Source organism: Mesorhizobium sp. WSM4884, assembly GCF_029625675.1.
Classification (GTDB): Bacteria; Pseudomonadota; Alphaproteobacteria; order Rhizobiales; family Rhizobiaceae; genus Mesorhizobium.
The window spans coordinates 1-22567 of the sequence record NZ_JARTVO010000004.1 but is presented as its reverse complement, the minus strand read 5'-3'; the positions used below and the strand labels follow the sequence as shown (position 1 = coordinate 22567).

Annotated in this window: 20 protein-coding genes; 10 read left to right on the top strand and 10 right to left on the bottom strand. The window is 62.5% G+C overall.

Features of this window, described 5'->3' with window-relative positions:
* The first annotated feature begins 146 nt into the window (after nucleotides 1-146).
* From P9236_RS07445 to rpmG, 5 genes are all read left to right on the top strand, one after another.
* Nucleotides 147-887: an NUDIX domain-containing protein gene (locus P9236_RS07445; protein WP_278073970.1), complete on the top strand. Its 741-nt coding sequence runs from the start codon at nucleotides 147-149 to the stop codon at nucleotides 885-887.
* Between the two features lie 20 nt (nucleotides 888-907).
* Nucleotides 908-2083 carry an MFS transporter gene (locus P9236_RS07440; RefSeq protein WP_278073969.1) on the top strand — a complete coding sequence of 392 codons (1176 nt, stop codon included), beginning with the start codon at nucleotides 908-910 and terminating at the stop codon, nucleotides 2081-2083.
* Nucleotides 2084-2181: 98 nt separating this feature from the next.
* Nucleotides 2182-2622, top strand: coding sequence for a hypothetical protein (locus P9236_RS07435; RefSeq protein ID WP_278073967.1), 441 nt, complete (start codon nucleotides 2182-2184; stop codon nucleotides 2620-2622).
* 40 nt (nucleotides 2623-2662) lie between these two features.
* On the top strand, nucleotides 2663-3025 hold the full coding sequence (locus P9236_RS07430) for a nuclear transport factor 2 family protein (protein WP_278073965.1): 363 nt from the start codon (nucleotides 2663-2665) through the stop codon (nucleotides 3023-3025).
* Nucleotides 3026-3178: 153 nt separating this feature from the next.
* Nucleotides 3179-3346 (top strand): 50S ribosomal protein L33, encoded by a 168-nt coding sequence (gene rpmG / locus P9236_RS07425; RefSeq protein ID WP_040995604.1) that lies wholly within the window; start codon nucleotides 3179-3181, stop codon nucleotides 3344-3346.
* 776 nt (nucleotides 3347-4122) lie between these two features.
* Here rpmG and P9236_RS07420 read toward each other — a convergent pair.
* Both P9236_RS07420 and P9236_RS07415 read right to left on the bottom strand, forming a co-directional pair.
* Nucleotides 4123-5496: a PleD family two-component system response regulator gene (locus P9236_RS07420; RefSeq protein ID WP_278073964.1), complete on the bottom strand. Its 1374-nt coding sequence runs from the start codon at nucleotides 5494-5496 to the stop codon at nucleotides 4123-4125.
* A 21-nt stretch (nucleotides 5497-5517) separates the two neighbouring features.
* The gene (locus P9236_RS07415; protein ID WP_027166515.1) at nucleotides 5518-5889 is read right to left on the bottom strand and encodes a response regulator; all 372 of its coding nucleotides are present in this window, start codon (nucleotides 5887-5889) and stop codon (nucleotides 5518-5520) included.
* A 239-nt stretch (nucleotides 5890-6128) separates the two neighbouring features.
* Here P9236_RS07415 and P9236_RS07410 point away from each other — a divergent pair, with 239 nt between their 5' ends.
* Both P9236_RS07410 and P9236_RS07405 read left to right on the top strand, forming a co-directional pair.
* Nucleotides 6129-6428 carry a DUF3572 domain-containing protein gene (locus P9236_RS07410; RefSeq protein WP_278073963.1) on the top strand — a complete coding sequence of 100 codons (300 nt, stop codon included), beginning with the start codon at nucleotides 6129-6131 and terminating at the stop codon, nucleotides 6426-6428.
* Complete coding sequence (locus P9236_RS07405) at nucleotides 6425-7078, top strand: hypothetical protein (RefSeq protein ID WP_278073962.1); 654 nt, start codon at nucleotides 6425-6427, stop codon at nucleotides 7076-7078. Before P9236_RS07410 ends, P9236_RS07405 begins: the two co-directional genes overlap by 4 nt.
* Before the next feature lie 9 nt (nucleotides 7079-7087).
* On the opposite strand, the gene P9236_RS07400 is transcribed toward P9236_RS07405, so the two are convergent.
* Together P9236_RS07400 and P9236_RS07395 are read right to left on the bottom strand one after the other, a co-directional pair.
* The gene (locus P9236_RS07400) at nucleotides 7088-8641 is read right to left on the bottom strand and encodes a hypothetical protein (RefSeq protein WP_278073961.1); all 1554 of its coding nucleotides are present in this window, start codon (nucleotides 8639-8641) and stop codon (nucleotides 7088-7090) included.
* A 74-nt stretch (nucleotides 8642-8715) separates the two neighbouring features.
* Nucleotides 8716-9291 carry a GNAT family N-acetyltransferase gene (locus P9236_RS07395; protein WP_278073960.1) on the bottom strand — a complete coding sequence of 192 codons (576 nt, stop codon included), beginning with the start codon at nucleotides 9289-9291 and terminating at the stop codon, nucleotides 8716-8718.
* A 65-nt stretch (nucleotides 9292-9356) separates the two neighbouring features.
* Here P9236_RS07395 and P9236_RS07390 point away from each other — a divergent pair, with 65 nt between their 5' ends.
* Nucleotides 9357-10685: a DNA polymerase IV gene (locus tag P9236_RS07390; RefSeq protein ID WP_278073959.1), complete on the top strand. Its 1329-nt coding sequence runs from the start codon at nucleotides 9357-9359 to the stop codon at nucleotides 10683-10685.
* Nucleotides 10686-10709: 24 nt separating this feature from the next.
* Here the strand turns inward: P9236_RS07390 and P9236_RS07385 are convergent, their stop codons facing one another.
* Nucleotides 10710-11213 carry a hypothetical protein gene (locus tag P9236_RS07385; protein WP_278073958.1) on the bottom strand — a complete coding sequence of 168 codons (504 nt, stop codon included), beginning with the start codon at nucleotides 11211-11213 and terminating at the stop codon, nucleotides 10710-10712.
* Between the two features lie 179 nt (nucleotides 11214-11392).
* Between P9236_RS07385 and P9236_RS07380 the strand changes: the two genes are divergently transcribed.
* Together P9236_RS07380 and P9236_RS07375 are read left to right on the top strand one after the other, a co-directional pair.
* Complete coding sequence (locus P9236_RS07380; RefSeq protein ID WP_278073957.1) at nucleotides 11393-12274, top strand: DMT family transporter; 882 nt, start codon at nucleotides 11393-11395, stop codon at nucleotides 12272-12274.
* 48 nt (nucleotides 12275-12322) lie between these two features.
* A complete protein-coding gene (locus P9236_RS07375; RefSeq protein ID WP_278073956.1) occupies nucleotides 12323-12472 on the top strand; it encodes a hypothetical protein in 150 nt (49 codons plus the stop codon).
* Between the two features lie 119 nt (nucleotides 12473-12591).
* Here P9236_RS07375 and P9236_RS07370 read toward each other — a convergent pair whose 3' ends face one another.
* From P9236_RS07370 to P9236_RS07350, 5 genes are all read right to left on the bottom strand, one after another.
* The gene (locus P9236_RS07370) at nucleotides 12592-14466 is read right to left on the bottom strand and encodes a GtrA family protein (protein WP_278073955.1); all 1875 of its coding nucleotides are present in this window, start codon (nucleotides 14464-14466) and stop codon (nucleotides 12592-12594) included.
* A 4-nt stretch (nucleotides 14467-14470) separates the two neighbouring features.
* Complete coding sequence (locus tag P9236_RS07365) at nucleotides 14471-15166, bottom strand: class I SAM-dependent methyltransferase (RefSeq protein WP_278073954.1); 696 nt, start codon at nucleotides 15164-15166, stop codon at nucleotides 14471-14473.
* Nucleotides 15159-16178 carry a glycosyltransferase family 2 protein gene (locus P9236_RS07360; RefSeq protein WP_278073953.1) on the bottom strand — a complete coding sequence of 340 codons (1020 nt, stop codon included), beginning with the start codon at nucleotides 16176-16178 and terminating at the stop codon, nucleotides 15159-15161. Before P9236_RS07360 ends, P9236_RS07365 begins: the two co-directional genes overlap by 8 nt.
* A gap of 428 nt (nucleotides 16179-16606) precedes the next feature.
* Nucleotides 16607-20134 carry a DNA polymerase III subunit alpha gene (dnaE, locus tag P9236_RS07355; protein WP_278073952.1) on the bottom strand — a complete coding sequence of 1176 codons (3528 nt, stop codon included), beginning with the start codon at nucleotides 20132-20134 and terminating at the stop codon, nucleotides 16607-16609.
* Between the two features lie 100 nt (nucleotides 20135-20234).
* Nucleotides 20235-22247, bottom strand: a complete 2013-nt coding sequence (locus P9236_RS07350) for an acetyl/propionyl/methylcrotonyl-CoA carboxylase subunit alpha (RefSeq protein WP_278073951.1) — start codon at nucleotides 22245-22247, stop codon at nucleotides 20235-20237.
* Nucleotides 22248-22567 lie beyond the last annotated feature (320 nt).

Here is a 22567-nt window from a genome sequence, read left to right as displayed (position 1 = left end):
TTGTTTTTACACAGTTCCGGATGGAAAGCCGCTGCGCGTGGTTTCCCCGGAGCTCCTCCGGTAGCGACTTTTCGTCCGGGGCTGGTGCAAAGGCCCGAACACGCAAGCCACTTTCGCATTCAGGAAGTTTCCGCTAGGTCGAGCGCATGGAAGGAATGACCAAGGCGGATGTCGACAAGCTCGATAAAGGCTTGGCCGTGCACGGCGGCCGGCCGCTTCGCCCGCGCGACGCCGCAACCTTGATCCTGCTTGACCGCAGCGGCAGCGACGTTCTGGTTTTGATGGGCCGGCGCCATGCCGGGCATGCCTTTATGCCAGGCAAATTCGTCTTCCCCGGCGGCCGCACCGATCCCGCCGACAGCCGCATTCCGGTGGCTGCGCCGCTGCATCGCGAGGACGAGGCAAGGCTCGCCAGCGGCCCTGGCCGCGCGAGCGCCGCGCGGGGACGCGCCATCGCCTTGTCGGCGATCCGCGAGACTTACGAGGAAGCCGGCCTGCTGATCGGCCGCAAGCGTCCCTTTGCGACCGCCAAGCGCGATTGGCAGGGTTTCGTCGAACACGGCGTGACGCCGTCGCTGGACGCCCTGCGCTTCATCGCCCGCGCCATCACCCCGCCCAACCGCGTACGCCGCTTCGACACGCGCTTCTTCAGCGCCTGGCGCGAGGGCGTCGCCGTGGAATTGCCGGGCGGCGGTCCGACCAACGAGCTGGAAGAGCTCGTCTGGCTGCCGCTCGCCGAGGCGCGCAAGGCCGATATTCCCGACATTACCCGCATGATCCTGGAAGAACTGGAAAAACGGCTCGCCCACGATCCCTTGCTACGCCCTGGCGGTGCCGTGCCGTTCTTCCGGCTCATCCGAAACCGCTTCGTCCGCGAAGTCCTTTAGAAGTAGAGCATCCATATCCCATGACGGTCGATACCCAGCAAAAGGGCGACGAACGCGTACACTGGTTGCCGATGATCGCGGCGATCTCCTCGATCAGCGTGGTCGGCATCGCCATCGGCCTCGGCATGCCGCTGCTCAGCGTCATCCTCGAAACGCGCGGCCACTCGGCCTCGATGATCGGCCTCAACACGGCGGTCGCCGGCCTCGCCTCGATCGCCGGAGCCCCGCTCGCCACGCCGCTTGCCACGCGGCTCGGCGTCGCCTGGACCATGCTGTTGATGATTGCCGCCGGCGCGCTTGCCTTCGTCGGCTTCCATTTCGCGCCGGACTTCTGGATGTGGTTTCCGCTCCGCGTCGCGCTGCATATCTCGCTGACGGTGCTCTTCATCCTGTCGGAATTCTGGATCAGCACCTCGGCGCCGCCGCATCGGCGCGGCCTCGTGCTCGGCATCTACGCCACGGTGCTGTCGCTGGGCTTCGCCGCCGGTCCTTGGCTGTTCGCCCATCTCGGCTCGAGCGGCTTCCTGCCGTTCGGCGTCACCATCGCGCTGGTGACGCTCGCCGCAATTCCGGTTCTGGCGGCCCGCAACGAGAGCCCAGCGATCGTCGCCGACGGCGAGACCAGCCATTTCCTGCGCTATATCTGGATGGTGCCGACCGCGACCTTCGCCGTGCTGGTGTTCGGCGCCGTGGAAACCGGTGGCTTCTCGCTGTTCCCGGTCTATGGCAACCGCATCGGCTATTCGGAGGCCGACGCCGCGCTGTTGCTCACCATGATCGGCCTCGGCAATGTGCTCCTGCAGATCCCGATCGGCATGATCAGCGACCGCGTCTCCGACCGCCGCTACCTGCTTCTGGCCTGCGCCACGGTCGGTCTCGCGGGCACCGTGTTCATGCCATTCTTCGCCCAGAACTGGCATCTGATGGCGGCACTTCTGTTCGTCTGGGGCGGCGTGGTCGCCGCCATGTACACGATCGGCCTCGCGCATCTCGGCTCGCAGCTCTCCGGTCATGAGCTTGCCTCCGCCAACGCCGCGTTCGTGCTCTGCTACGGTGTCGGCATGGTGATCGGCCCGCAGGCGATCGGCATCGGCATGGATGCCTTCGGCCCCTCGGGCTTCGGCTGGTCGCTGGCTCTGTTCTTTGCCGCCTATATGCTGCTGGTCTGCGTCCGTTTGGTGCGAAAGATTCTCTAGCGGAAAATGTCCGCCGAAGATTTGGCGTGCTGACATCACCGTGTCAGCAGGACCCCTGCTATACCTCGCTCCAACGCAGGAAGAGCGAGGATAGAGCAATGATCGACAGCGGCTTTGAAACCAAATCCCTCAGGATGGAACTGCTTCTGCTTGTCAGCTTCCAGGCGCCGGCGGCCGATGTCGAGCGCATCATGGAGGCGGTCGTGGCGATCACGCCGCTGCGCATGGGCAAATATGACGGCAACGCCTATCAGTCGGCGCAAGGCATCGAGCGCTACCGGACGCTGGAAGGTGCTGCCGCGAGTGCCGAGATCGAGCTGCGCCGGCGGCCGGGCACGGTCGAGGTGTCGTTCGAACTGCCGGACGACCAGGCGCTTGCGGCGCGCGTCGCCGAGGCCATATTCCAGGCGCACTCCTACGAGGAGCCGGTCATCCGCATCCAGCCGCTGCTGGCCAGCCGTTCCAAGGGCCTCGACGATCGAGCCAATCCGAACCGCTGGTGGAACACGACCGGCGACTGGAAGGTCGCGGCGGAGTGATGCCGGAACTGGGAAATCGCCCGATGAACGAAGTCGCGCCATGAGTGACGAGGCTATCCGTAAGCCTGCATACGACCCTCAGGATCTGGCGCGGCTGTTGGTTTCTCGCCAGCAGGCAGGAGATGCGGAAGGCATGGCGGCTCTCTACGAGCCCGATGCCGTCCTCCACACCGGCGGCGCACAGTTGGCGCGCGGCAGGGACGCCATCCGCAGCTTCTACGCCAAGCTGGTGGCCGCGGGGCAAAGGTTTGAGCTTGGAGATCAGCGTCCGGCCATCGTCAACGGAGATTTGGCGCTCACCTCCACGCGGCTTCCCGATGGCACGGTGACTGTGGAAATTGCCCACCGGCAAGGCGACGGGACTTGGCTTTGGGTGATCGATCAGCCGTCCATACTTCCATAACCCGCGGTGGCACCCGAACCGAACGATCGCGAAAGCCCTGGCGGGCTTGACTTTCCGGGCGCGTTCTTTATGTGTCGCGCCAAGTTTCCCGCGTCCGGGTGTTTCCCCGTGCTCCAGCGGCCAAAACTCCACGAACATTAACGGACGAACATTATGGCCAAAGCCGCAAACATCAAGATCAAGCTTCTGTCGACCGCCGACACCGGTTTCTTCTACGTGACCAGCAAGAACAGCCGCACCAAGACGGACAAGCTGTCGTTCCGCAAATACGACCCGATCGCCAAGAAGCATGTCGAGTTCAAGGAAACCAAGATCAAGTAATCTGGTCATCCTGGAAATGCCGAAACGCCGCCCACTGGGCGGCGTTTTTGTTTGGTCTGGCTACCAAGATTCAGCGTTCGTTTCATCCCAGGGCGGAGCAGCCGCGAAGTAGCGTCGCGGAAACCCTGCGATGACGACGCGATGAGCACTGCGACTGGCCGTTAAAGCATGTCTCCCGAAAGTGGGAACCGGTTTCGGGACAAAGACATGCGCAAAATCAAAAACCTAAAGCGCATGGAGCGAATCTGAAAGATTGCGACGCGCTTTAGACCGCCGCGCACCGGAACGAGCCAACGGATCTATGGGCCGTTCCTGCCCATGGCCGAGAGCCCACGGCGAAAATGGTTCCAGCCCGTTCGTGCGCGAGGTTGAACATATTTGCGGGGAAATGGGGGCCGGTCGGCGGTTGGCAGCGGTACGAGGAGGCCACTATGTGCCAGCGCCGGCCGGCCGACCCCACGGACCCAGGAGATGCGGCGGACCTGAGCATCATGGGGTATTTTTCGGATCGAGCCGGGCAGTCTACCCTCGTGCCGGCTTCGTCTTCGGTCTATGCGACGCAGATTTGCGCAAGAACGTATGAAAATCAACCATTTCTTAACCACGGCTGGCGAATCGCTTGGGTTAAGGTAAATTCCTAACCTTGCTGGATGATCCGATATTCGCTGCTTCCACCAACGCATGTCGCTCAAAAGTATGTGGCGGTTTTGAGAAAACGGCATGCATAGATCAAAAGACCTAAATCGCGTCGCCCAAATCCGTTCAGCGCGACGCGCCTAGGCAGCCTTGGCGACAACCCGGTTGCGGCCGCCGCTCTTGGCTTCGTAGAGCGCAAGATCGGCACGCTTCATCAGCGCCGCGACCGTATCAGATCCCTTCAGCACCGACGACACGCCGACGCTGACCGTCACGTCGATCGTCTTGCCGTCGGTCCCGACGGCGAAGGGCACCTGTGCGATCTCGGCGCGGATTCGCTCGGCCACCTTCTCGGCGACGAGCCCATCGGTGTCGGGCATGACCACGACGAATTCCTCGCCGCCGAACCGGCAGGCGAGGTCGATGCCGCGCACGTTCTTGCGCAGCCGCCGCGCGAACTCGCGCAGCACGTCGTCACCCCCGTCATGGCCGTGAGCGTCGTTGATGGACTTGAAGCGGTCGAGATCGGTGATCATCACAGACAGCGGCCGCCGCCGCGCTACGGCGCGGTCGAACAGCGTCTGCAGATGACTGTCGAGGTAGCGGCGGTTGTGCAGCCCGGTCAGCCCGTCGGTCACCGCCATCTCGATGGTTTGGGTGACGCTGGCGCGCAGCTGGTCGTTGTAGCGCTTGCGCCGCACCTGCGTACGCAGGCGCGCCGTCAGCTCGTGCTGGTCGATCGGCCGCGTCAGATAGTCGTTGATGCCGAGCTCGAGGCCGCGGATGATGCGCCCCTCCTCGCCCTCATCGGCCAAAAGGATGATCGGCAGGAAGCGGGTGCGGTCGAGCGAGCGCAGTTGCGAGCAGAGCCTGAGCGGATCGAAATCGGTGAAGGCCGTCGAGATCAGCACGCACTCATAGGAAGTTTCGGCGGCCTGGAAGAAGCCGGCATTCGGATCGGTGGCGACGTCGAGCTCGGCGCTGCCGCGCAGCATCTTGCGGATGCGCTCGATCGACGACTTGCGCTCGTCGATCAGCAGCACCCTGGGTTTGGTGTCTTCCGTGGCGAAGTTGCGGCTCAAAAGTTCCTCGATGCCGATGTTGCGCGTGGTCGAGGCGCGCAGCCGCAATTCGTCGGTCAGCGACTTCAGCCTGACCAGGCTCTTCACTCGCGTCATCAGCTGCAGATCGTTGACCGGTTTGGTTAGAAAATCGTCGGCGCCGGCCTCGAGGCCGCGCACACGGTCGGACACCTGGTCGAGCGCGGTGATCATGACCACCGGGATATGCGAGGTCGCCGGGTCGCTCTTCAGCCGCCTGCACACCTCGAAGCCGTCCATGCCCGGCATCATCACGTCGAGCAGCACGACATCGACCTTGCCGTTCTCGCACGTCTCGATCGCATCCGGGCCGTTGCCGGCCGTCAGCACCTCGAAATATTCTGCGAGCAGCCGAACCTCCAGCAGCCGCACATTGGCGGGGATGTCATCGACGACGAGGATCCGCGCGGTCATTTCAAAGGCTCCGGCTCGGCATCAGGCATCGCCCAGATAGGATTTGATCGTCTCGATGAAGCGCGGCACCGAGATCGGCTTGGAGATATAGGCCTCGCAACCGCCCTGGCGGATGCGCTCCTCATCGCCCTTCATCGCGAAGGCGGTGACGGCGATGACCGGGATAGAATGCAATTCGTCGTCTTCCTTCAGCCATTTGGTCACTTCGAGGCCCGAAACCTCGGGCAACTGGATGTCCATGAGGATCAGGTCCGGCCGATGCTGGCGCGCGAGATCAAGCGCTTCCAGGCCGTTGCGTGTGCGAACCGTCTCGTAACCGCTGGCTTCGATGAGGTCCCGAAAGAGCTTCATGTTGAGCTCATTGTCCTCGACGATCATGACCTTCTTAGCCATCAACTTCCCGTCCCGACTGTCCCCGGAACCGAAGACCGCCGTCATGCGTCCTTGCCGGATCGCACCCAACCCGCACGTACCTTACGTCAATATCATTGACGAAACGCAAATCGGCCGTTGGAAAAGCACACCGATTCCGCTTGCGGGTGCAGGGGCTGAAGCGGCTGAGGCTTGCCGCAGGCGACGCTTGCCATTACTTCGGATGGAAGACTCAAAAATCCACATCAGCAAAGGTAGCGATGGCGAACGCAGCGTCAATGCGCGAGGAGGCGGAAACCCTTGCCGTCAGGGCACTGGGCTTCATCGCCGGCGATCCGGAGCTGTTGCCCCGCTTCCTGGCGATCACCGGGATCGAGGCGAACTCGATCCGCAAGGCGGCTGAGGAGCCGGGCTTCCTTGCCGGCGTGCTGCAGTTCGTCCTCGCCCATGAGCCGACGCTCCTGCGCTTCGCCGAGGAGACCGGCACGCCGCCGACCGCCGTCGGCAAGGCCTTGCGAGCGCTGCCGCTCGGCAATGACGATCACGAGCGCTCGACATGAGCGACGATCCCGAAACCGCGCGCCAGATCGAGGAGCTTGCCGCCGACGACCGGCCGCTCTTGGTGCTAGACGTCGACGACGTCGTGCTCGAATTCGTCCGGCCCTTTCCGCATTTCCTGAAGACGCGCGGCTTCCGGCTGACGCTCGCCTCCTTCCGCCTCACCGGCAACATCGCCGAGACGGTGTCCGGCCGGCTGATCGAGCAGGCCGAGGTCACGGCCCTTCTCGGCGACTTCTTCGACGCCCAGGCCGATTGGCAAAGCATCACCGACGGTGCGGCGGAAGCGCTGGCGTCGCTCGGGCGGCGCGCCGAGATCGTGCTCCTGACCGCGATGCCGCACAAGCATCGTGCCGTGCGCCGCTCACATCTCGACGCGCTGGGCCTGAACTACCCGCTGCTGACCACGGAAATGGCCAAAGGACCGGCCATCGCCAAGTTGCGTGGCGTCAAGGGCAGGCCCGTCGCCTTCGTCGACGACCAGCCCTCCAATCTGATGTCGGCGCGCGACTCGGTCGCCGACGCGCACCTCTTCCACCTGATGGCCGACAATGCGCTGCGCGCCTTCCTGCCGCCGACGCCCGACGACATCACCGCCGTCGACAACTGGCGCGAGGCTGCGCCGAAGATCGCGGGCGCTCTCGGGCTTTAGCGCACGCGCTCAGGGCTGCAGTTTCGCCCCTGCCCCGCCATTGTCGTTCTCGCCCGAGTCATCATCCTGCACGGTGGCATCATTCGGGTCGATTATACCGCGGTCGTCCTGAACGGCATCGGCCGGCTTCAGCATGGCGCCGTTGACGATGATCGAGCCGTCACCCTTGACATCAATCGCCCATTCCAGCCGGCCGTCCGGCAGCGTTTTGGCAAATCCCTTAATGGCGAGCGCAGCCGGGAAAACCTGAGCTGCCTGAGGGTCGGTCTTGGCGGCTGCTTGAACAGCCTGCACGATCTTCTCGTAGCCCGCGACGTCCACAATCATCGCCGTATCCGGCTTCTTGCCCGGGAACGTCATCTCTCCTTCCATTGCGACTTCGACGTCACCGTTCTTCACTGTGCTGTGCCGAAGCACAATCTTCGGGTTTTTGGCCATGAAATCGGCGACCAGGGCTTCGCCGAATTCATCCGACAGCGGCGGATCCTTATTGAGATCAAAGGCTTCGATCGCCTCCCTCGCCATGCTGTCGAGATCGATATTGGCGCCGCCGAAGCTCAATTCGACATCGGTGGGCAGCAGCGGGACACTCCAGCCTGGCAGAAGATGCTGGGGAACGGTCAAGCCGGTTGCCTTGATCCGATAGTCGATCCTCCCGTTGCTGGAGATTCCGTCGATGCCGGTCGTTGCGCTCAAATCCGCGAGCTCGAAATTACCCATTGAGCTTGCGAAGCTGAGACCCTCAAAGTGATAGGACTCTTCCAGGCGCTCCCATAGGGGCAATGCGCTTGTCAGCAATGATTTGAGCTGAGCCTGATTGGCCTTCAGTGATGCTTCGTCCTGATTGGCGACGGCAAAACCGAGAAGATCAAGGAGCGCCTTCGTACGCACGCCATTCCCGGTCAACTCGACCGACACTTTCGGCGCCTTCGTCGTGACCGGCACTTTCGGCCCCGTCCCACCTGCGTCGACGGTGGCCGTTTCGACGAAGTCGGCGATCGTCTGTTTTATGGCGAAATCGACGCCGCCGCTCGCGGCTTTGCTGGCGCTCAAGGTCGACGTGCCGGCGCCGATGCTCAGGTCCATCGGTTCCTCGGGATCCCTCGATATCACTTTCATGCCGGCCATCGAACTGGCGCCGCTGGTGAACGCAGCCAATTCGGAATCGTACGCGCCGCTGAATGCCGCACCGGAGACCGAGAACCGCACGCCTTGCGGTCCCGCGACATCGAAGAAGGCGTTGGGCACCAAATCAGACGAAACGCTCCAGCTTCCGTCACCGCGTGGTTTGACCAGCACCGCAAAGGGCGCAAGATTGAACGTTAGAGCGTCCTTGCTGGGCTTCATCTTAAGGAGCGCGTCGAAGTCGAAAGCGATCCGATAGGCGTCGCCATCGACCGATACCTTCAGGATTCCGCTATCGAGCGCCTTTCTGCCGATATAGCGGGACAAATCATCGGACAGTTGCTTCGCGCCGTTGCTGTCGACGCTCTGCCCCCAGGCCGGCATGCCGAATACAAGAGCCAAAACAAACGGTAAAATGCGCTTCACTTGAATCCCCATTACTCGCCCCCCATTCGATCATGGATGCAAAATCATCCATTGGTAGAAAGATACCATCACGGCCGCAAGACGACTTAAAGCACCAGCCGCATCAGCGGCCTGCCGGGCTTGCGCTCGAGAAGCCTCTCGAACCCGGCCTTCTCGAACACCCGCGACGAGCCGACGAACAGCCCGATCGAGCGCGAATCGCGCGACAGGTCGATCGGGCAGGCTTCCAGCAGCCTGGCGCCGTTTTCGCGGGCAAAGGCGATGCCGCCGTCGACGAGGCGGTGCGTGATGCCCCTGCCCCGCGCCTTGACGCGGATGAAGAAGCAGGAGATCGCCCAGACGTTCGGATCGCCGGCATCGGCAGGATCTACCGGCGCCGAGCCCCTGCCCTGATTGTTCCATTCGGGCACGTCGGCGCGCGGGCCGATCTGCATCCAGCCGACCGCCTTGCCGTCCTCGAAAGCCAGAAGCCCCGGCGGCGGACCGGCTTCGATGCGCGCCTTGATGTGGTCCTTGTTGCGCTCGCGGTCGCTGGCGCGGCGCTCCGCCGGCGTCAGCCGGAAATGCGTGCACCAGCAGCCGTAACAGGCGCCCTGCTTGCCGAAGAGGTCCTCGAAGTCGACCCAGCGCTCAGGCGTCAGCGGTGCTATGGTCGTGCTCATGCATTCTCCCCAGGCCAAGCTTGTTGCCGGCCCTGCGCTGTCGTACCATTGCGTTTGTTCTCTTTATGTTCGCAGCGATGGCGGCTCCTGTCAATAATCCCGAACACGGTTTTTGCCGCGACTGCCTGGCGTTGCAGCGCAGCGAGACGCGCCGCTGCGAGCGCTGCGGCAGTCCGCGGCTCGTGCGCCATCCCGAGCTCTACCGGCTGCACATTGCCCATATCGACTGCGACGCCTTCTACGCGGCGATCGAAAAGCGCGACAATCCCGCGCTTAAGGACAAGCCGGTGATCGTCGGCGGCGGCAGGCGCGGCGTCGTCTCCACCGCCTGTTACATCGCCCGCATCCACGGCGTGCGCTCGGCTATGCCGATGTTCAAGGCGCTCGAGGCCTGCCCCGAAGCCGTGGTCATTCCGCCCAACATGGAAAAATATGTCGGCGTCGGCCGCCAGGTGCGCGCGCTGATGCAGGCGCTGACGCCGCTGGTCGAGCCGCTGTCGATCGACGAGGCGTTTCTCGACCTCGCCGGCACCGAGCGGCTGCACGGCATGCCGCCGGCGCTTGTGCTGGCCCGCTTCGCGCAGACCGTCGAAAGCGAACTCGGCATCACCGTTTCGGCTGGCCTCTCCTACTGCAAGTTCCTGGCCAAGATCGCGTCGGACTTCCGCAAGCCGCGCGGCTTTTCGGTCATCGGCGAAGCCGAAGCGCCAAGCTTCCTCGCAGCGCAGCCGGTGACAATGATCTGGGGCGTCGGCAAGGCGCTGGCCGCGACGCTGGAGCGCGACGGCATCCGCATGATCGCCCAGCTGCAGCGCATGGAGCGCGGCGAGCTGATGCGCCGCTACGGCGTGATGGGCGACCGGCTCTACCGACTTTCGCGCGGCGAGGACGACCGTCGCGTCGACCCCAATGGCGACGCCAAGAGCGTGTCGGCCGAAACCACTTTCGACAACGATATCGGCTCCCTGGCGGAACTTGCGCCGGTGCTGCGCGGCTTGTCGGAGAAAGTCTCGGCGCGGCTGAAGAAATCCGGCATTGCCGGACGCACAGTGGTGCTGAAGCTGAAGACGCAGGATTTCAAGCTCCGTACCCGCAACCGCCAGCTCGGCGACCCGACCCGGCTGGCCGACCGCATCTTCCAGACCGGGCTCGACCTGTTGCGTCGCGAGGCCGACGGCACGAAATTCCGCCTGCTCGGCATCGGCGTCAGCGATCTGTCCGACGACGAAAAGGCCGACCCGCCGGATCTGGTCGACCTCCAGTCGCGCAAGCGCGCGCTGGCCGAAACGGCAATCGACGAGCTGCGCGACAAGTTCGGCAGAAAGGCCGTCGAGACCGGCTATACGTTCGGCAAAGGCCGCAGCGCCAATCCGCCAGAGCCGATCGAGGAGTGAGACCGGCCGGCAGTGCGGCGGTGGTCAGCTGCGCTTCAGGTCGATCCGGCTCGTTACCATGGTCTTGCCGGTTTTCGGATCTGTGTCGGTCACCGTCAGCCGCATGCCGTCGCTGCCGGTCTTTGCCACAGTCAATTGCGCCTTGCGGTCGCCATTGACCTCCTTTGCCCAGCGGATGCCGAGATTGAGCGCGTTGCCCGAGCGGCTGCCGTTCAATTGTGCCGGCCCGGTCCGCGAGCCGATATAGACGCCGCTAAAGCCCCCGCCGGTCGCCTTCAGATCCGCGCTGATCTCACGCGTCATCAGGATGAGACCCCGGCATTTGCCGTCGAGCGACAGCGAGGTCGAAGTGGCGCCGGATTTGAAGGTGCACGAGATATTCACCGTCGGCGCATTGGCGCTGACCTTGAGCGTGCCGCTGCCGGCGAAGCTGCCTTGGAACGAGCGCAGGAAATCGGCATCGTCGGCACGTGCGTCCGTCGCCGCCGTCAGGCAGCCGGCGAGCAGACACAACATGATCGATTTCATCGGAATCTCCCCCAGCATCGAAAGGCTGCGAATATGACGACTCGAACGCCTGCGATGGCCGCAGGTTCCGCCTTCATCGTGACTGTTTTTTAACGCCGCCCCCGACGCGGCCCGGACTGGCCCAGTCGAATGCGTCGACTAGCGGTTGCGGTCGAAGGTCCGGCTTGCGAAATAGCGCCATGGCACCCGCTCCCTCGATCACCAAGGCCGCCCTCTGGATGGCGCTGTCGATCGCCTCGTTCCTGGCGATGTCGGTCGCCGGGCGCACCGCGACGGCCACGCTCAATGTCTTCCAGGTGCTGGAGCTGCGTTCGGTGATCGGCTTTTTCATCCTGCTGCCGCTGGTGATGACAAGCGGCGGCTTCAAGGCGATGCGCACCGAGCGCCCGCTCGCCCACCTCGCGCGCAACGTCGTTCATTATGCCGGCCAGGCCGCCTGGCTCTATGCGCTGACCTTGATTCCACTGGCCGTACTGATCTCGATCGAGTTCACGACCCCGATCTGGACCGCGATCCTGGCGGTGAGCTTTCTCGGCGAAAGGCTGTCGCGGCCAAGGCTGACGGCGATCGTGCTGGGGCTGATCGGGGTGGTGATCATCGTGCGTCCGGGCGTCGGCTCCATCGATCCCGGCCACCTCGTCGTGCTTGGCGCCGCGATGTGCTTCGGCGTCTCGGTGGTCATGGTCAAGTCGCTGACGCGCACCGACAGCGTCGTGCGCATCATCTTCTGGATGCTGATCATCCAGTCCGCAGTCGGCCTCGTTCCGGCGCTCTACGTCTGGCGCAGCCCGGCGGCCGAACTCTGGCCGTCGATATTCGTGGTCGCCCTTACCGGCATGTCTTCGCATTTCTGCATGGCCCGCGCGCTCAGCCACGCCGATGCGACCGTCATTTCGCCGATGGATTTCCTGCGCGTGCCGCTGTCGGCGCTGATCGGCTGGCTGCTCTATCATGAACAGATCGACGTCTTCACCGCCGGTGGCGCCGCGCTGATCCTGGCCGGCAACCTGCTCAACCTGCAGCGCAAAGCGCCGCGGCCTGCGGAGGTCGCCACTTCTTAGCCAGAGAGCATGTGTCCCAAAAGTGGGAACTGATTTCGGGACAAAGACATGCGTAAAATCAAAAACGCAAAAACGCTTGGAGCGGACCTGAAAAATCGCGACGCGCTTCAGTTGTCTGGTTCGGTCGCTTCGATGGGCTGGCTGACGTCGACACGACTGCGTAACCGCCTCGTCGATCGATCATCGGTTCAATCGTAGACGTCGGCAAACAGAGAACTGTCGCTGCCGGATTTGAAATGGCCGGCGTACGAACCCGCCGGCAGCAGCAACGCTCCGCCCCGAGCTGTTGCGCAATGCCGACTTCAACCTAGCCTCAGTCAGGATATTTTCCTGCACACGTTTGGCTTCTTCTCGGGCTGCCATCCTTCGCGCTTTGTGTATGCGGTGAAATTTTCGGACACTTCGCCTCGATCATAGTGAGAGAAAAATTGGCGAAAATCCTCGTTCTCGCTAAAGAAATCGACGAGATTGAAAGTTCCAGCCTTCGACCTACTGAGATCATCCACGAGGATCATGTCAGGCGGGTTGCACATGAGATCATCGACCGTTTGGGTCCGGACATCGTCGGCCAGCACTTGCAGCGCAGGCGACAGCCCACCAGTCGTTTTCAACTGCTTCGCCATCGCGATCGTCATCCAGAAGGCGAAGTGCCTCGACGGCCACACCAAGCCCCGGTCCTCGATCATGGGCCAAATGTTGCTTGGATTTGCGGTAAGCATGAGCACGGGAGAACCCGGTTTGGTCTTTTGGAGCAATGCTAGGATCGGCTCTTGGTTGAGATTGCTATAGGGACCTACATAAGCCGCCAGAAGAACCGGCATTGACGCCACGGCCACGATCACTGCCCGTCGGATCGCTGAGGCAACTGCGCGCTCACGGAAATCCAACATTGTGCAGAGTCCGAAGAAAGCAAGTCCGGTCGCCGGTATCGCGTGATACCGAAATCCCTTCTGCTGCACGAAATATGCCAGGACAAATCCAGCCGCTGCCAAGCCTGCCGCAAGCGACACAGATGACACATGCTTCCTGTAGTGCACGAAGACAACCGCCGAGTATCCCCAAATGACAACATACGGAGTGAGCAGTTGCGCCAGAAAACGGCTATTATAGCCGTCGTAAGCCACCTGGAGCATTGGCACGATGGTCCGGAGATATTCTGGGGTAAGGACCAATAGAGCGACGGCATAGACTGCAGCCGCGACCCCCAACACCATCGTTTCCGGTCGCAAAGGCCTCCAGGCCCGCCGTAGCCGGAATATGAGCCACAGTTCCAGCAGAAGCGGCGCGAGAAGAAAATAGTGCTTCAGAGCGAAGCTGACCGCAGCAAGAGCACCAACTACCGCGGCTACCGCGAACGACACCGCGGCACCGTCCGCTCGCCGCGCAATGAGGATGGCATACGGCAATGCGCCGATCAGCGCCAAGTGCTCGCGCTGCGCAAAGTCGGCCAGTGGGATGAGGAGCATCGAAACGGCAGCCGCACTCAACAAGAGCGCTCGCCGGTCGGTGCTCTCATCCGATATCATTGCACCGACCGCCGTCACGGCGATCGCTACGAAGCTCACAACTGCTGTTACGACTGCAGCCCCGGTGGTCACCCCGAAAAACTGAGCCATGCGCTCGACGGGAACCCCCATCCAGAACCAAAGCGGCGGATTCAACTCTAGAACATCGACGTAGAGTTTTGCTCCACCGATCAGTTGCCTGGCAATCCACATTTGCCAAATGACATCATGCGAAAGCGGTATCCTGAGCATCAGGGCCCAACTGACAACGAGTGAGATCGCCACCAGGCCTTCCGGCCAGTAGCGACGCGTAGTCGCCTTTCGGGTGCCGAAAACAAACGTCGCCGACCCTAAATAGAAGAGAGCGGTGTAGACGCTGATGGCCACGAGATGGACAGCAGGATTTCCGCCCTGTCCGTTCGCTTGGGCATAAAGAATGATCGCGAGATTTGCCGAATAGGCGACAACGAACGTCAAGAAATACTTGAGCACCGCAAGCCGCTTTGCCGAGCCGTCTCGTCTGAAAGTCCATCGGCTGTTCAGCGCATAGCTAAGCGCGAGTCCTACCGCGTATCCGAGAGCGTTGGAAACAACATCGCCGAGTCCCACGGCAAGCCCGAGGAGAATGACTGTATAACCGAGGGCGGTGTTGGCCACACCAGCCACGCCAAAGCGCAGAGGCTGCAATCGGTCAATGCTTGATTGCGTGGGTGAAGTATTGTGCTCCAAAGGGCACCCCTCGAAGTAACCGCTCTAACCTTCTGAGCGGACTCAAAAACCGTGGAAAGAAAATTCGATAGGAAATGTTGTGGCCTGCAAACCCCGCAGCCCTGAGGCGATCGCTCAACTCGTCCGCTGAGATCAGCACAGCATTCTCATCGAATGGGCAGTCATGGACCGCTTTCCTGGTCAAAGGATTGCGCGGATTGTGCTCAAATATAAAGAAGCTTGCTCCGGACGCCATTACACGGCGAATCTCAATGAACAATGGGATATGCAGGCTCCCCGGAATGTGATGAAACACGCAGGCTGCGAAAACCAGGTCGAATGTCCCATCGTCGAAGGGGATTCTTTGCCCGTCGAACTGTCGAAACTCCGCCTGTCCAGGATAGCGTCCGCGCGCCACTTCCAGTGAGCGCGCGGACGGGTCGAGCAGCACTATGCTTGCCTTGGGAAAGGCCTCGAGCATCGGCCCAAGTGAGTTCCCAACACCCGCACCGAAGTCGAGGATTCTCTTTGGAGCGATACCCGCCTCGCTGAGCTTTTCAGCCACATCTCTAATCTTGTAGCGATGAAAGAATTCGGGAGCCTCTCCGCTGAGCCGGATGCTCGCCGCGTGCTGTTGATGATACTCATCCGCGAAGCGATCGAATTCTGAATCATCCATGCGCGGCTGCCTTGTGTTGCGTGTCGGCGCGTTGAGCTTGTCCGATTTCGTCCGGGGCTAGCGAGGCAATTTCATTGACGATGAACAGCGGCCTCCGCTTGGTCTCCATGTACATGCGCCCGAGATACTCGCCGAAAATGCCCAGTACCAAGAGCTGGATGCTCCCCAGTATAAGCATGATAGAAGCGAGGCTGGTCCAGCCCGGTAACACCTCGCCGGCGGCCCAGGCGAATATAGTGTAGATAAGCAGTGCAAACCCGAGCAGCCCGAAGGCCAAGCCAAGATGCGAAGCGAACCGTAGTGGCTTCACCGAGAAGCTTGTCATCGCGTCGATGGCGAAGATCACCATCTTGCGCAGCGGATAGTGGGTCTCACCAGCAAACCGGCCATGGCGCTTGTAAGGGAGGGCACACTGGCGCAGGCCGATCCAACTCACCATTCCTCGAATGAATCGGAAGCGCTCCGGCATCGCATTCAAATGATCCAGGGCTCGGCGACTCATTAGCCTGAAATCGCCCGTGTTCGCCGGGATCGGCACGTCCGAAAGTTTTGTCAGAATTTGGTAAAATAGCGAAGCCGTGGCGAGCTTGAACCATCTCTCGCCTTCCCGCTCTTGGCGCTGGCCGTAGACGACATCGTAGCCCTCATCCATCTTGGCCATCATGCGGTCGAGCAGTTCGGGAGGATCCTGCAGGTCGGCATCGAGAATTAGAATGCGTTGGCCGCGACAGAACTCTAGCCCCGCAGTCAGTGCGATTTGGTGGCCATAGTTGCGCGCGAGATCGATCCCGATCACATGTTGATCTCGCTTGGCAAGGCTGAAAATCGCCTCACGGGTTCCGTCCGTGGAACCGTCGTTGACGAGAACAATTTCGTAGTCGGCCCGTTGCTGCTCGCAAGCCGCCGTTACCCGGCGGTAGAACTCTTCTATTCCGGCTCTCTCGTTGTAGCAGGGCGCAACGACCGAAAGCAGAACGTTCCGACTATCTGCGATAGTCAACAGATTCCCCATCGCCATCCCCAAAGACGCCTCACGCTAACATTTTGCTAAACCACACGCAAAGTGGGACCGATGGGCAAAGTAGATGGGCATCCTTATTACAGTATTAATGCATGTCGCCCAAAAGTGCGCAGCGGTTTTGGGAGAACGACATGCATCAAAACAAGGACTTAAAAGCGCGCCGCCTGAATCCGTTTCAGCGCGACGTGCTTTAATGTGGACGACGTGGGAGGTCGCAAAGGCACCGTTTGTCGTCCCGCAGCCTATTGTAGTCGCCGGAAATCGAGTTTTCGCAAAAAATACGTGGCCAAGCTCTGCCGGCGGCTACGCCACAGCCTGCCGAAACCATTGGCGGGGATATCGTCGACCGAGTTGCAGGAAGTGCGACTTGGCAAACAGGCTAAAACGTTAGCCTCAGCGGCGACGCCCAGAACTATCCTCTACACCAGTTCCACTTCCACCACACCCGGCACCGCGCGCATGGCCGACGCGACCTGCGGCGAGATGCGGTAACGGTTGGGCAGCTCGATCTCGACCTCGCCCTGGCCGGCTTCCTTGATCAGCACGAAGCTCACCTGCCCCTCGCCCTTCACGGCAAGCTGGTTGGCGAGGATGTTGATCGGCTGGGCGTCGCGCACGAAGATGCGCAGCGCCTTCTGGATGCGGCTTGCCTCGTCCTCCAGCGACTGCACCGTCTGGATGCGCAGATTGATCCCTTCCGGCCGGTCTTCCGCCGAAACCGTGATCACCACGGAACGGCCGGGCTCGAGCATGTCGCGATATTGCGCCAGGCCTTCGGAGAAAAGCACGGCCTCGTACTGGCCGGTCGTGTCGGAAAACTGCACGACGCCCATCTTGTTGCCGGTGCGGGTCTTGCGCTCCTGCTTGGTGGTGACGGTGCCGGCGAGCCGGCCGGCTGCGGCGCCGCGCTTCACCGCGGCCGAGAATTCCGCCCAGTTCTGGACGCGCATCTTCTCGAGCGCGGCCTTGTACTCGTCGAGCGGATGCGCCGAGAGATAGAAGCCGACCACCTGGAATTCCCGGTGCAGCCGGTCGGCGGCAAGCCACGGGTCGGTTGCCGGCAGGTTGAGCGCCTGCGACTGGCTCCCAAGCGAGGCGCCAAAGATGTCGGCCTGGCCGGAGATGGCGTTCTGCTGCGCCAGCGAGGCCAGGCCCATCATCCGCTCGACGCCGGCCATCATCACGGCGCGATCATGCCCGAAGCAGTCCAGCGCGCCGGCCATGATCAGGCTTTCGAAGACGCGCTTGCCGACGATCTTCGGATCGACCCTTTCGCAGAAATCGGCGAGGCTCTTGAATGGTTTTTCGCCGCGCACGGCCACGATGTGCTCGACCGCCGCGTCGCCTACACCTTTGAGCGCCGCCAGCGAGTAGAAGATCTTGTTCTCGCCGACCTCGAACGGCCGGAAACTCGTCATCACCGACGGTGCCACCACCTCGATGCCGAGGCGCAGCGCGTCCTGGCGGAAATCGGCCAGCTTGTCGGTGTTGCTCATGTCGAGCGTCATCGACGCCGCCAGGAACTCGACCGGGTAATGCGCCTTGAGATAGGCGGTCTGGTAGGAAACGACGGCGTAGGCGGCGGCGTGCGACTTGTTGAAGCCGTAGTCGGCGAATTTGGCCAAGAGGTCGAAGATGAAGTCGGCCTGCGGCTTGGCAACGCCGCGCTCGACCGCGCCCGAGACGAAGCGCTCGCGCTGCTTGTCCATCTCGGCGCGAATCTTCTTGCCCATGGCGCGGCGCAGGAGATCGGCTTCGCCCAGCGAATAGCCGGAAAGCTCCTGCGCGATCTGCATCACCTGTTCCTGGTACACGATGACGCCTTGCGTCTCCTTCACCAGATGATCGATCTTGGGATGGATCGAGGCCATCTCCTCCTCGCCATGCTTTCTGGCGTTGTAGGTCGGGATGTTCTCCATCGGGCCAGGGCGGTAGAGCGCGACCAGCGCGATGATGTCCTCGATGCAGTCCGGCCGCATGCCGATCAGCGCCTTGCGCATGCCTGCACTTTCAACCTGGAACACGCCGACCACCTCGCCGCGCGACAGCATGGCGTAGGTGTCCTTGTCGTCGAGCGGAATGCGGGCGAGGTCGATGTCGACGCCGCGACGGCGGATGAGCTTCACCGCCGTTTCCAGCACGGTCAGCGTCTTCAGGCCGAGGAAGTCGAATTTAACCAGCCCCGCCTGCTCGACATATTTCATGTTGAACTGGGTGACCGGCATGTCCGAGCGCGGATCGCGATACATCGGCACCAATTCGGACAAAGGTCTGTCGCCGATGACGATACCGGCGGCATGCGTCGAGGCATGGCGATAGAGGCCTTCGAGCTTCTGCGCCGTGTCGAGCAGCGTCTGGACGATTGGCTCCTTCTCCGCCTCCTCGGCGAAACGTGGCTCGTTGGCGATGGCATCCGCCAGCTTGACCGGATTGGCCGGGTTCTGCGGCACCATCTTGGAGAGCTTGTCGACCTGGCCGTAGGGCATCTGCAGCACGCGGCCGACGTCGCGCAGCACGGCGCGCGCCTGCAGCGTTCCGAAGGTGATGATCTGGCCGACCTGGTCGCGGCCGTATTTCTGCTGGACGTAGCGGATGACCTCCTCGCGCCGGTCCTGGCAGAAGTCGATGTCGAAGTCCGGCATCGACACGCGATCCGGATTGAGGAAGCGCTCGAACAGCAGCGAGAAGCGCAGCGGGTCGATGTCGGTGATGGTGGTCGAATAGGCGACCAGCGAGCCGGCGCCCGAACCGCGGCCCGGCCCGACGGGAATTCCTTGCGCCTTTGCCCATTTGATGAAGTCGGCAACAATCAGGAAGTAGCCGGGGAACTTCATCTTCTCGATGATGCCGAGCTCGAATTCGAGCCGCTCGCGATATTGCTCCACCGTATAGCCGGGCGTTGGCCCGTGCTTGGCAAGCCGCGCCTCCAGTCCCTCGCGCGCCTGGCGTGCGAGTTCCGCAGCTTCCGCCTTCTCGGCCGCGTCCTTGTCGGCGGCGTCGGCGCCGGTGAAACGCGGCAGGATCGGGCTGCGGTTCTTCGGATAGTAGGCGCAGCGCATGGCGATCTCGACCGTATTGTCGATCGCTTCCGGAAGGTCCGAGAACAGCCGCGCCATCTCGGCCTGGCTGCGCAGGAAATTGTCCGGCGAAAGCCGCCTGCGGTTGTCGGCGGCCACCACCGAGCCTTCGGCAATCGCGATCAGCGCGTCATGCGCCTCATAGTCTTCGCGCTTGGAGAAAAAGGCCTCGTTGGTTGCGACCAGCGGCAATTCGTGGGTGTAGGCAAGGTCGACCGTCGACTTCTCGACCATGCGGTCATAGCCGGCGACGCGTTCCAGCTCGACATAGAGCCTGTCGCCGAACAGGCCCTTGAGGAAGAGCAGCCGCTGCTCGGCAAGGTCGCGGCGGTCCGCCTTGAGCGCGCTGCCTATCGGGCCGCGCGGGCCGCCGGTCAGGCAGATCAAACCATCGCAATGGCCTTCCAGCATGGCGCTGGTCAGATGCACGGGCTCGCCGGGCGGCGTCTCCAGATAAACTTTGCTGATCAGCCGAACCAAGTTGGCATAGCCGGCCTCGCTGGCGGCGATCAGCACGATCGGCGACATCTCGGGGCCATGCCGGCGGCGGTCGCGCTGGGCGTCGGTCGTTTCGCCGGAAAAAGCGAGATCGATCTGGCAGCCGATGATCGGCTGGACACCATCCTTGACAGCCTTCTGGGCGAATTCGAGCGCGCCGAACAGATTGTTGGTGTCGGTCACCGCGATCGCCGGCGCTTCGTCCTTGACCGCGTGTCCGACGATGGCGCCGAGCTGCAAGGCGCCCTCGAGCAGCGAATAGGCCGAATGCACGCGCAGATGGATGAAGGCCCGCACCGGCGTTTCCGGTTGAGCGGCCTTTACCGCTGCCTCGCGCTGCAACGGGTCGCGTGGAAGTCGTTCATCCGCCATGGGGCTCGTGTCGCTCGAAAGGACTCAACATTCGGGTGAGATGTATTGTCCGCAAGCGCGCCATGCGAGTCCAGCCTTCGCCTGTGCACAGCAAAGCCCGTCAGGCAAATTCCATGATCACCGCATCGACCGCCAGGCTGTCGCCCGGCTTGGCATTGAGCTTCGCCACGGTGAGGTCGCGCTCGGCGCGCAGCACGTTTTCCATCTTCATCGCCTCGACCACGGCCAGCGTCTCGCCGGCCTTGACCTCCTGTCCTTCCGCGACGGCTATCGACACGACGAGGCCAGGCATCGGGCAGAGCAGCATTTTCGAGGTGTCCGGCGCCAGCTTTTCCGGCATTAGCCTTTCCAGCTCCGCCGTGCGCGGCAGCATGGCGCGCGCCGTCACCGACATGCCTTTCCAGGCGATGCGAAGACCGTTCAGCACCGGCCGGACCTGCGCCGCGATCCGGTTGCCGTTGACCGTGCCATGCCAGATCGCGTCGCCCGGCCGCCAGTCGGAGGCGACCGTCAGCGGCTTGCCGCCATCGATTGACAGATCGACCTCCATCGGGATCGAAACCATGCCGTCGACGATGTTGGCGCAAAGATAATCCGTGCCGATCTTCACCACCCAGTCGCGCTTGAGATGGCCGGAATGCGGCGCCAGCCGGCCGCTGAGGCGGTCGAGCCGGTCACGGCGCAGCAACTCGATCGCAGTGGAAATCGCTGCGAACACCGCCCTTTCCTCGCCGTCCGGTTCGACCGGCGCGAAGCCGTCCGGATATTCCTCGGCGATGAAGCCGGTCGACAGCCGCCCCTCGCGCCAGCGCGGATGCTGCATCAGCGCCGCCAGGAACGGGATGTTATGCTCGATGCCGTCGACGACGAAGCTGTCCAGCGCCTCGGACATCGCATCTATCGCCGCCAGCCTCGTCGGCGCCCAGGTGCAGAGCTTCGCCACCATCGGGTCGTAGAACATCGATATCTCGGAGCCTTCGGTGACGCCGGTATCGTTGCGGATCACGATATCGCCGGACGTGCCCTCTTGCGGCGGACGGTAGCGCGTCAGCCGGCCGATCGAGGGCAGGAAGTTGCGGAAAGGGTCCTCGGCGTAAAGACGGCTTTCCACCGCCCAGCCGTTGAGCTTCACGTCGCTCTGCCTGATGCCGAGCTTTTCGCCTGCGGCAATGCGGATCATCTGCTCGACCAGATCGATCCCGGTGACGAGTTCGGTCACCGGGTGCTCGACCTGCAATCTCGTATTCATTTCAAGGAAATAGAAGTTCTTGTCCTTGTCGACGATGAACTCGACCGTGCCCGCGCTCTGGTAGTCGACGGCTTTCGCCAGCGCCACCGCCTGCTCGCCCATGGCCTTGCGCGTCTTGGCGTCCAGGAACGGCGACGGCGCTTCCTCGACCACCTTCTGGTTGCGGCGCTGAATCGAGCACTCGCGCTCGCCGAGATAGACCGCGTTGCCATGCGCGTCGGCCAGCACCTGGATCTCGATATGGCGCGGATCGACGACGAACTTCTCGATGAAGACCCGGTCGTCGCCGAAGGAGCTTTTCGCTTCCGAGCGCGCACGCTCGAAGCCGTCACGCACTTCCGCCTCGCTCCAGGCGATGCGCATGCCTTTGCCGCCGCCGCCGGCCGAGGCCTTGATCATGACCGGGTAGCCGATCTCGCCGGCGATCCTTTCGGCATGGTCGGCATTTTCGATGACGCCCAGCCAGCCCGGCACGGTCGAGACCTTGGCCTGGCTCGCGAATTTCTTCGATTCGATCTTGTCGCCCATCGCGCGGATCGCCTTGGGCTTCGGGCCGATGAAGACGATGCCTTCCCTCTCCAACGCCTCGCAGAAGGAGGCGCGCTCCGACAGGAAGCCGTAGCCCGGGTGCACCGCTTCGGCGCCGGTCTCCTTGCAGGCGGCGACGATCTTCTCGAGGACGAGGTAGCTCTGCGCGGCGGGCGAAGGGCCGATATGCACGGCCTCGTCGGCCATTTCGACATGCACGGCATCGCGATCGGCGTCCGAATAGACCGCCACCGTGGCAATCCCCATCTTGCGCGCAGTCTTGATCACGCGACAGGCGATCTCGCCGCGATTGGCGATCAGGATCTTCTTGAACATTCGGATGTCGTTCCTCCGGCGAAGCCGTCAAGTTTTATGGGCAATTCCAGCGCGTCTCAAGTGTCTGCAGCCCCTGGCCTCGGCGCCCGATACCGATTGCGGAAACCGCGCCGAAAAACGTCGCAAGGGACGTTGGCCGCCATCCTCGAACCCGATAAAGTGGCGGCGGGCGCATGATAAACGGCAGGCGGTACATGCCTCGCCGGGCAGGCCTGGCAGCCTGCCATAAGCCGAAACTTTGAAGACTGCCTTGGGAGGAATGCCTGATGAAAACGCGAGCCGCAGTTGCCGTTGGTGCTGGAAAGCCGCTTGAGATCATG

Coding starts and splice junctions, on each gene's coding strand:
- P9236_RS07375 (WP_278073956.1), top strand. CDS start 12,323: ATGCGTAAAATCAAAAACGCAAAAACGCTTGGAGCGGACCTGAAAAAT.
- P9236_RS07405 (WP_278073962.1), top strand. CDS start 6,425: ATGAGCGACGATCCCGAAACCGCGCGCCAGATCGAGGAGCTTGCCGCC.
- P9236_RS07430 (WP_278073965.1), top strand. CDS start 2,663: ATGAGTGACGAGGCTATCCGTAAGCCTGCATACGACCCTCAGGATCTG.
- P9236_RS07400 (WP_278073961.1), bottom strand. CDS start 8,641: ATGGGGATTCAAGTGAAGCGCATTTTACCGTTTGTTTTGGCTCTTGTA.
- P9236_RS07365 (WP_278073954.1), bottom strand. CDS start 15,166: ATGGATGATTCAGAATTCGATCGCTTCGCGGATGAGTATCATCAACAG.
- P9236_RS07360 (WP_278073953.1), bottom strand. CDS start 16,178: ATGGGGAATCTGTTGACTATCGCAGATAGTCGGAACGTTCTGCTTTCG.
- P9236_RS07435 (WP_278073967.1), top strand. CDS start 2,182: ATGATCGACAGCGGCTTTGAAACCAAATCCCTCAGGATGGAACTGCTT.
- rpmG (WP_040995604.1), top strand. CDS start 3,179: ATGGCCAAAGCCGCAAACATCAAGATCAAGCTTCTGTCGACCGCCGAC.
- P9236_RS07395 (WP_278073960.1), bottom strand. CDS start 9,291: ATGAGCACGACCATAGCACCGCTGACGCCTGAGCGCTGGGTCGACTTC.
- P9236_RS07350 (WP_278073951.1), bottom strand. CDS start 22,247: ATGTTCAAGAAGATCCTGATCGCCAATCGCGGCGAGATCGCCTGTCGC.
- P9236_RS07410 (WP_278073963.1), top strand. CDS start 6,129: ATGGCGAACGCAGCGTCAATGCGCGAGGAGGCGGAAACCCTTGCCGTC.
- P9236_RS07445 (WP_278073970.1), top strand. CDS start 147: ATGGAAGGAATGACCAAGGCGGATGTCGACAAGCTCGATAAAGGCTTG.
- P9236_RS07380 (WP_278073957.1), top strand. CDS start 11,393: ATGGCACCCGCTCCCTCGATCACCAAGGCCGCCCTCTGGATGGCGCTG.
- P9236_RS07415 (WP_027166515.1), bottom strand. CDS start 5,889: ATGGCTAAGAAGGTCATGATCGTCGAGGACAATGAGCTCAACATGAAG.
- P9236_RS07390 (WP_278073959.1), top strand. CDS start 9,357: ATGTTCGCAGCGATGGCGGCTCCTGTCAATAATCCCGAACACGGTTTT.
- P9236_RS07440 (WP_278073969.1), top strand. CDS start 908: ATGACGGTCGATACCCAGCAAAAGGGCGACGAACGCGTACACTGGTTG.
- P9236_RS07420 (WP_278073964.1), bottom strand. CDS start 5,496: ATGACCGCGCGGATCCTCGTCGTCGATGACATCCCCGCCAATGTGCGG.
- dnaE (WP_278073952.1), bottom strand. CDS start 20,134: ATGGCGGATGAACGACTTCCACGCGACCCGTTGCAGCGCGAGGCAGCG.
- P9236_RS07385 (WP_278073958.1), bottom strand. CDS start 11,213: ATGAAATCGATCATGTTGTGTCTGCTCGCCGGCTGCCTGACGGCGGCG.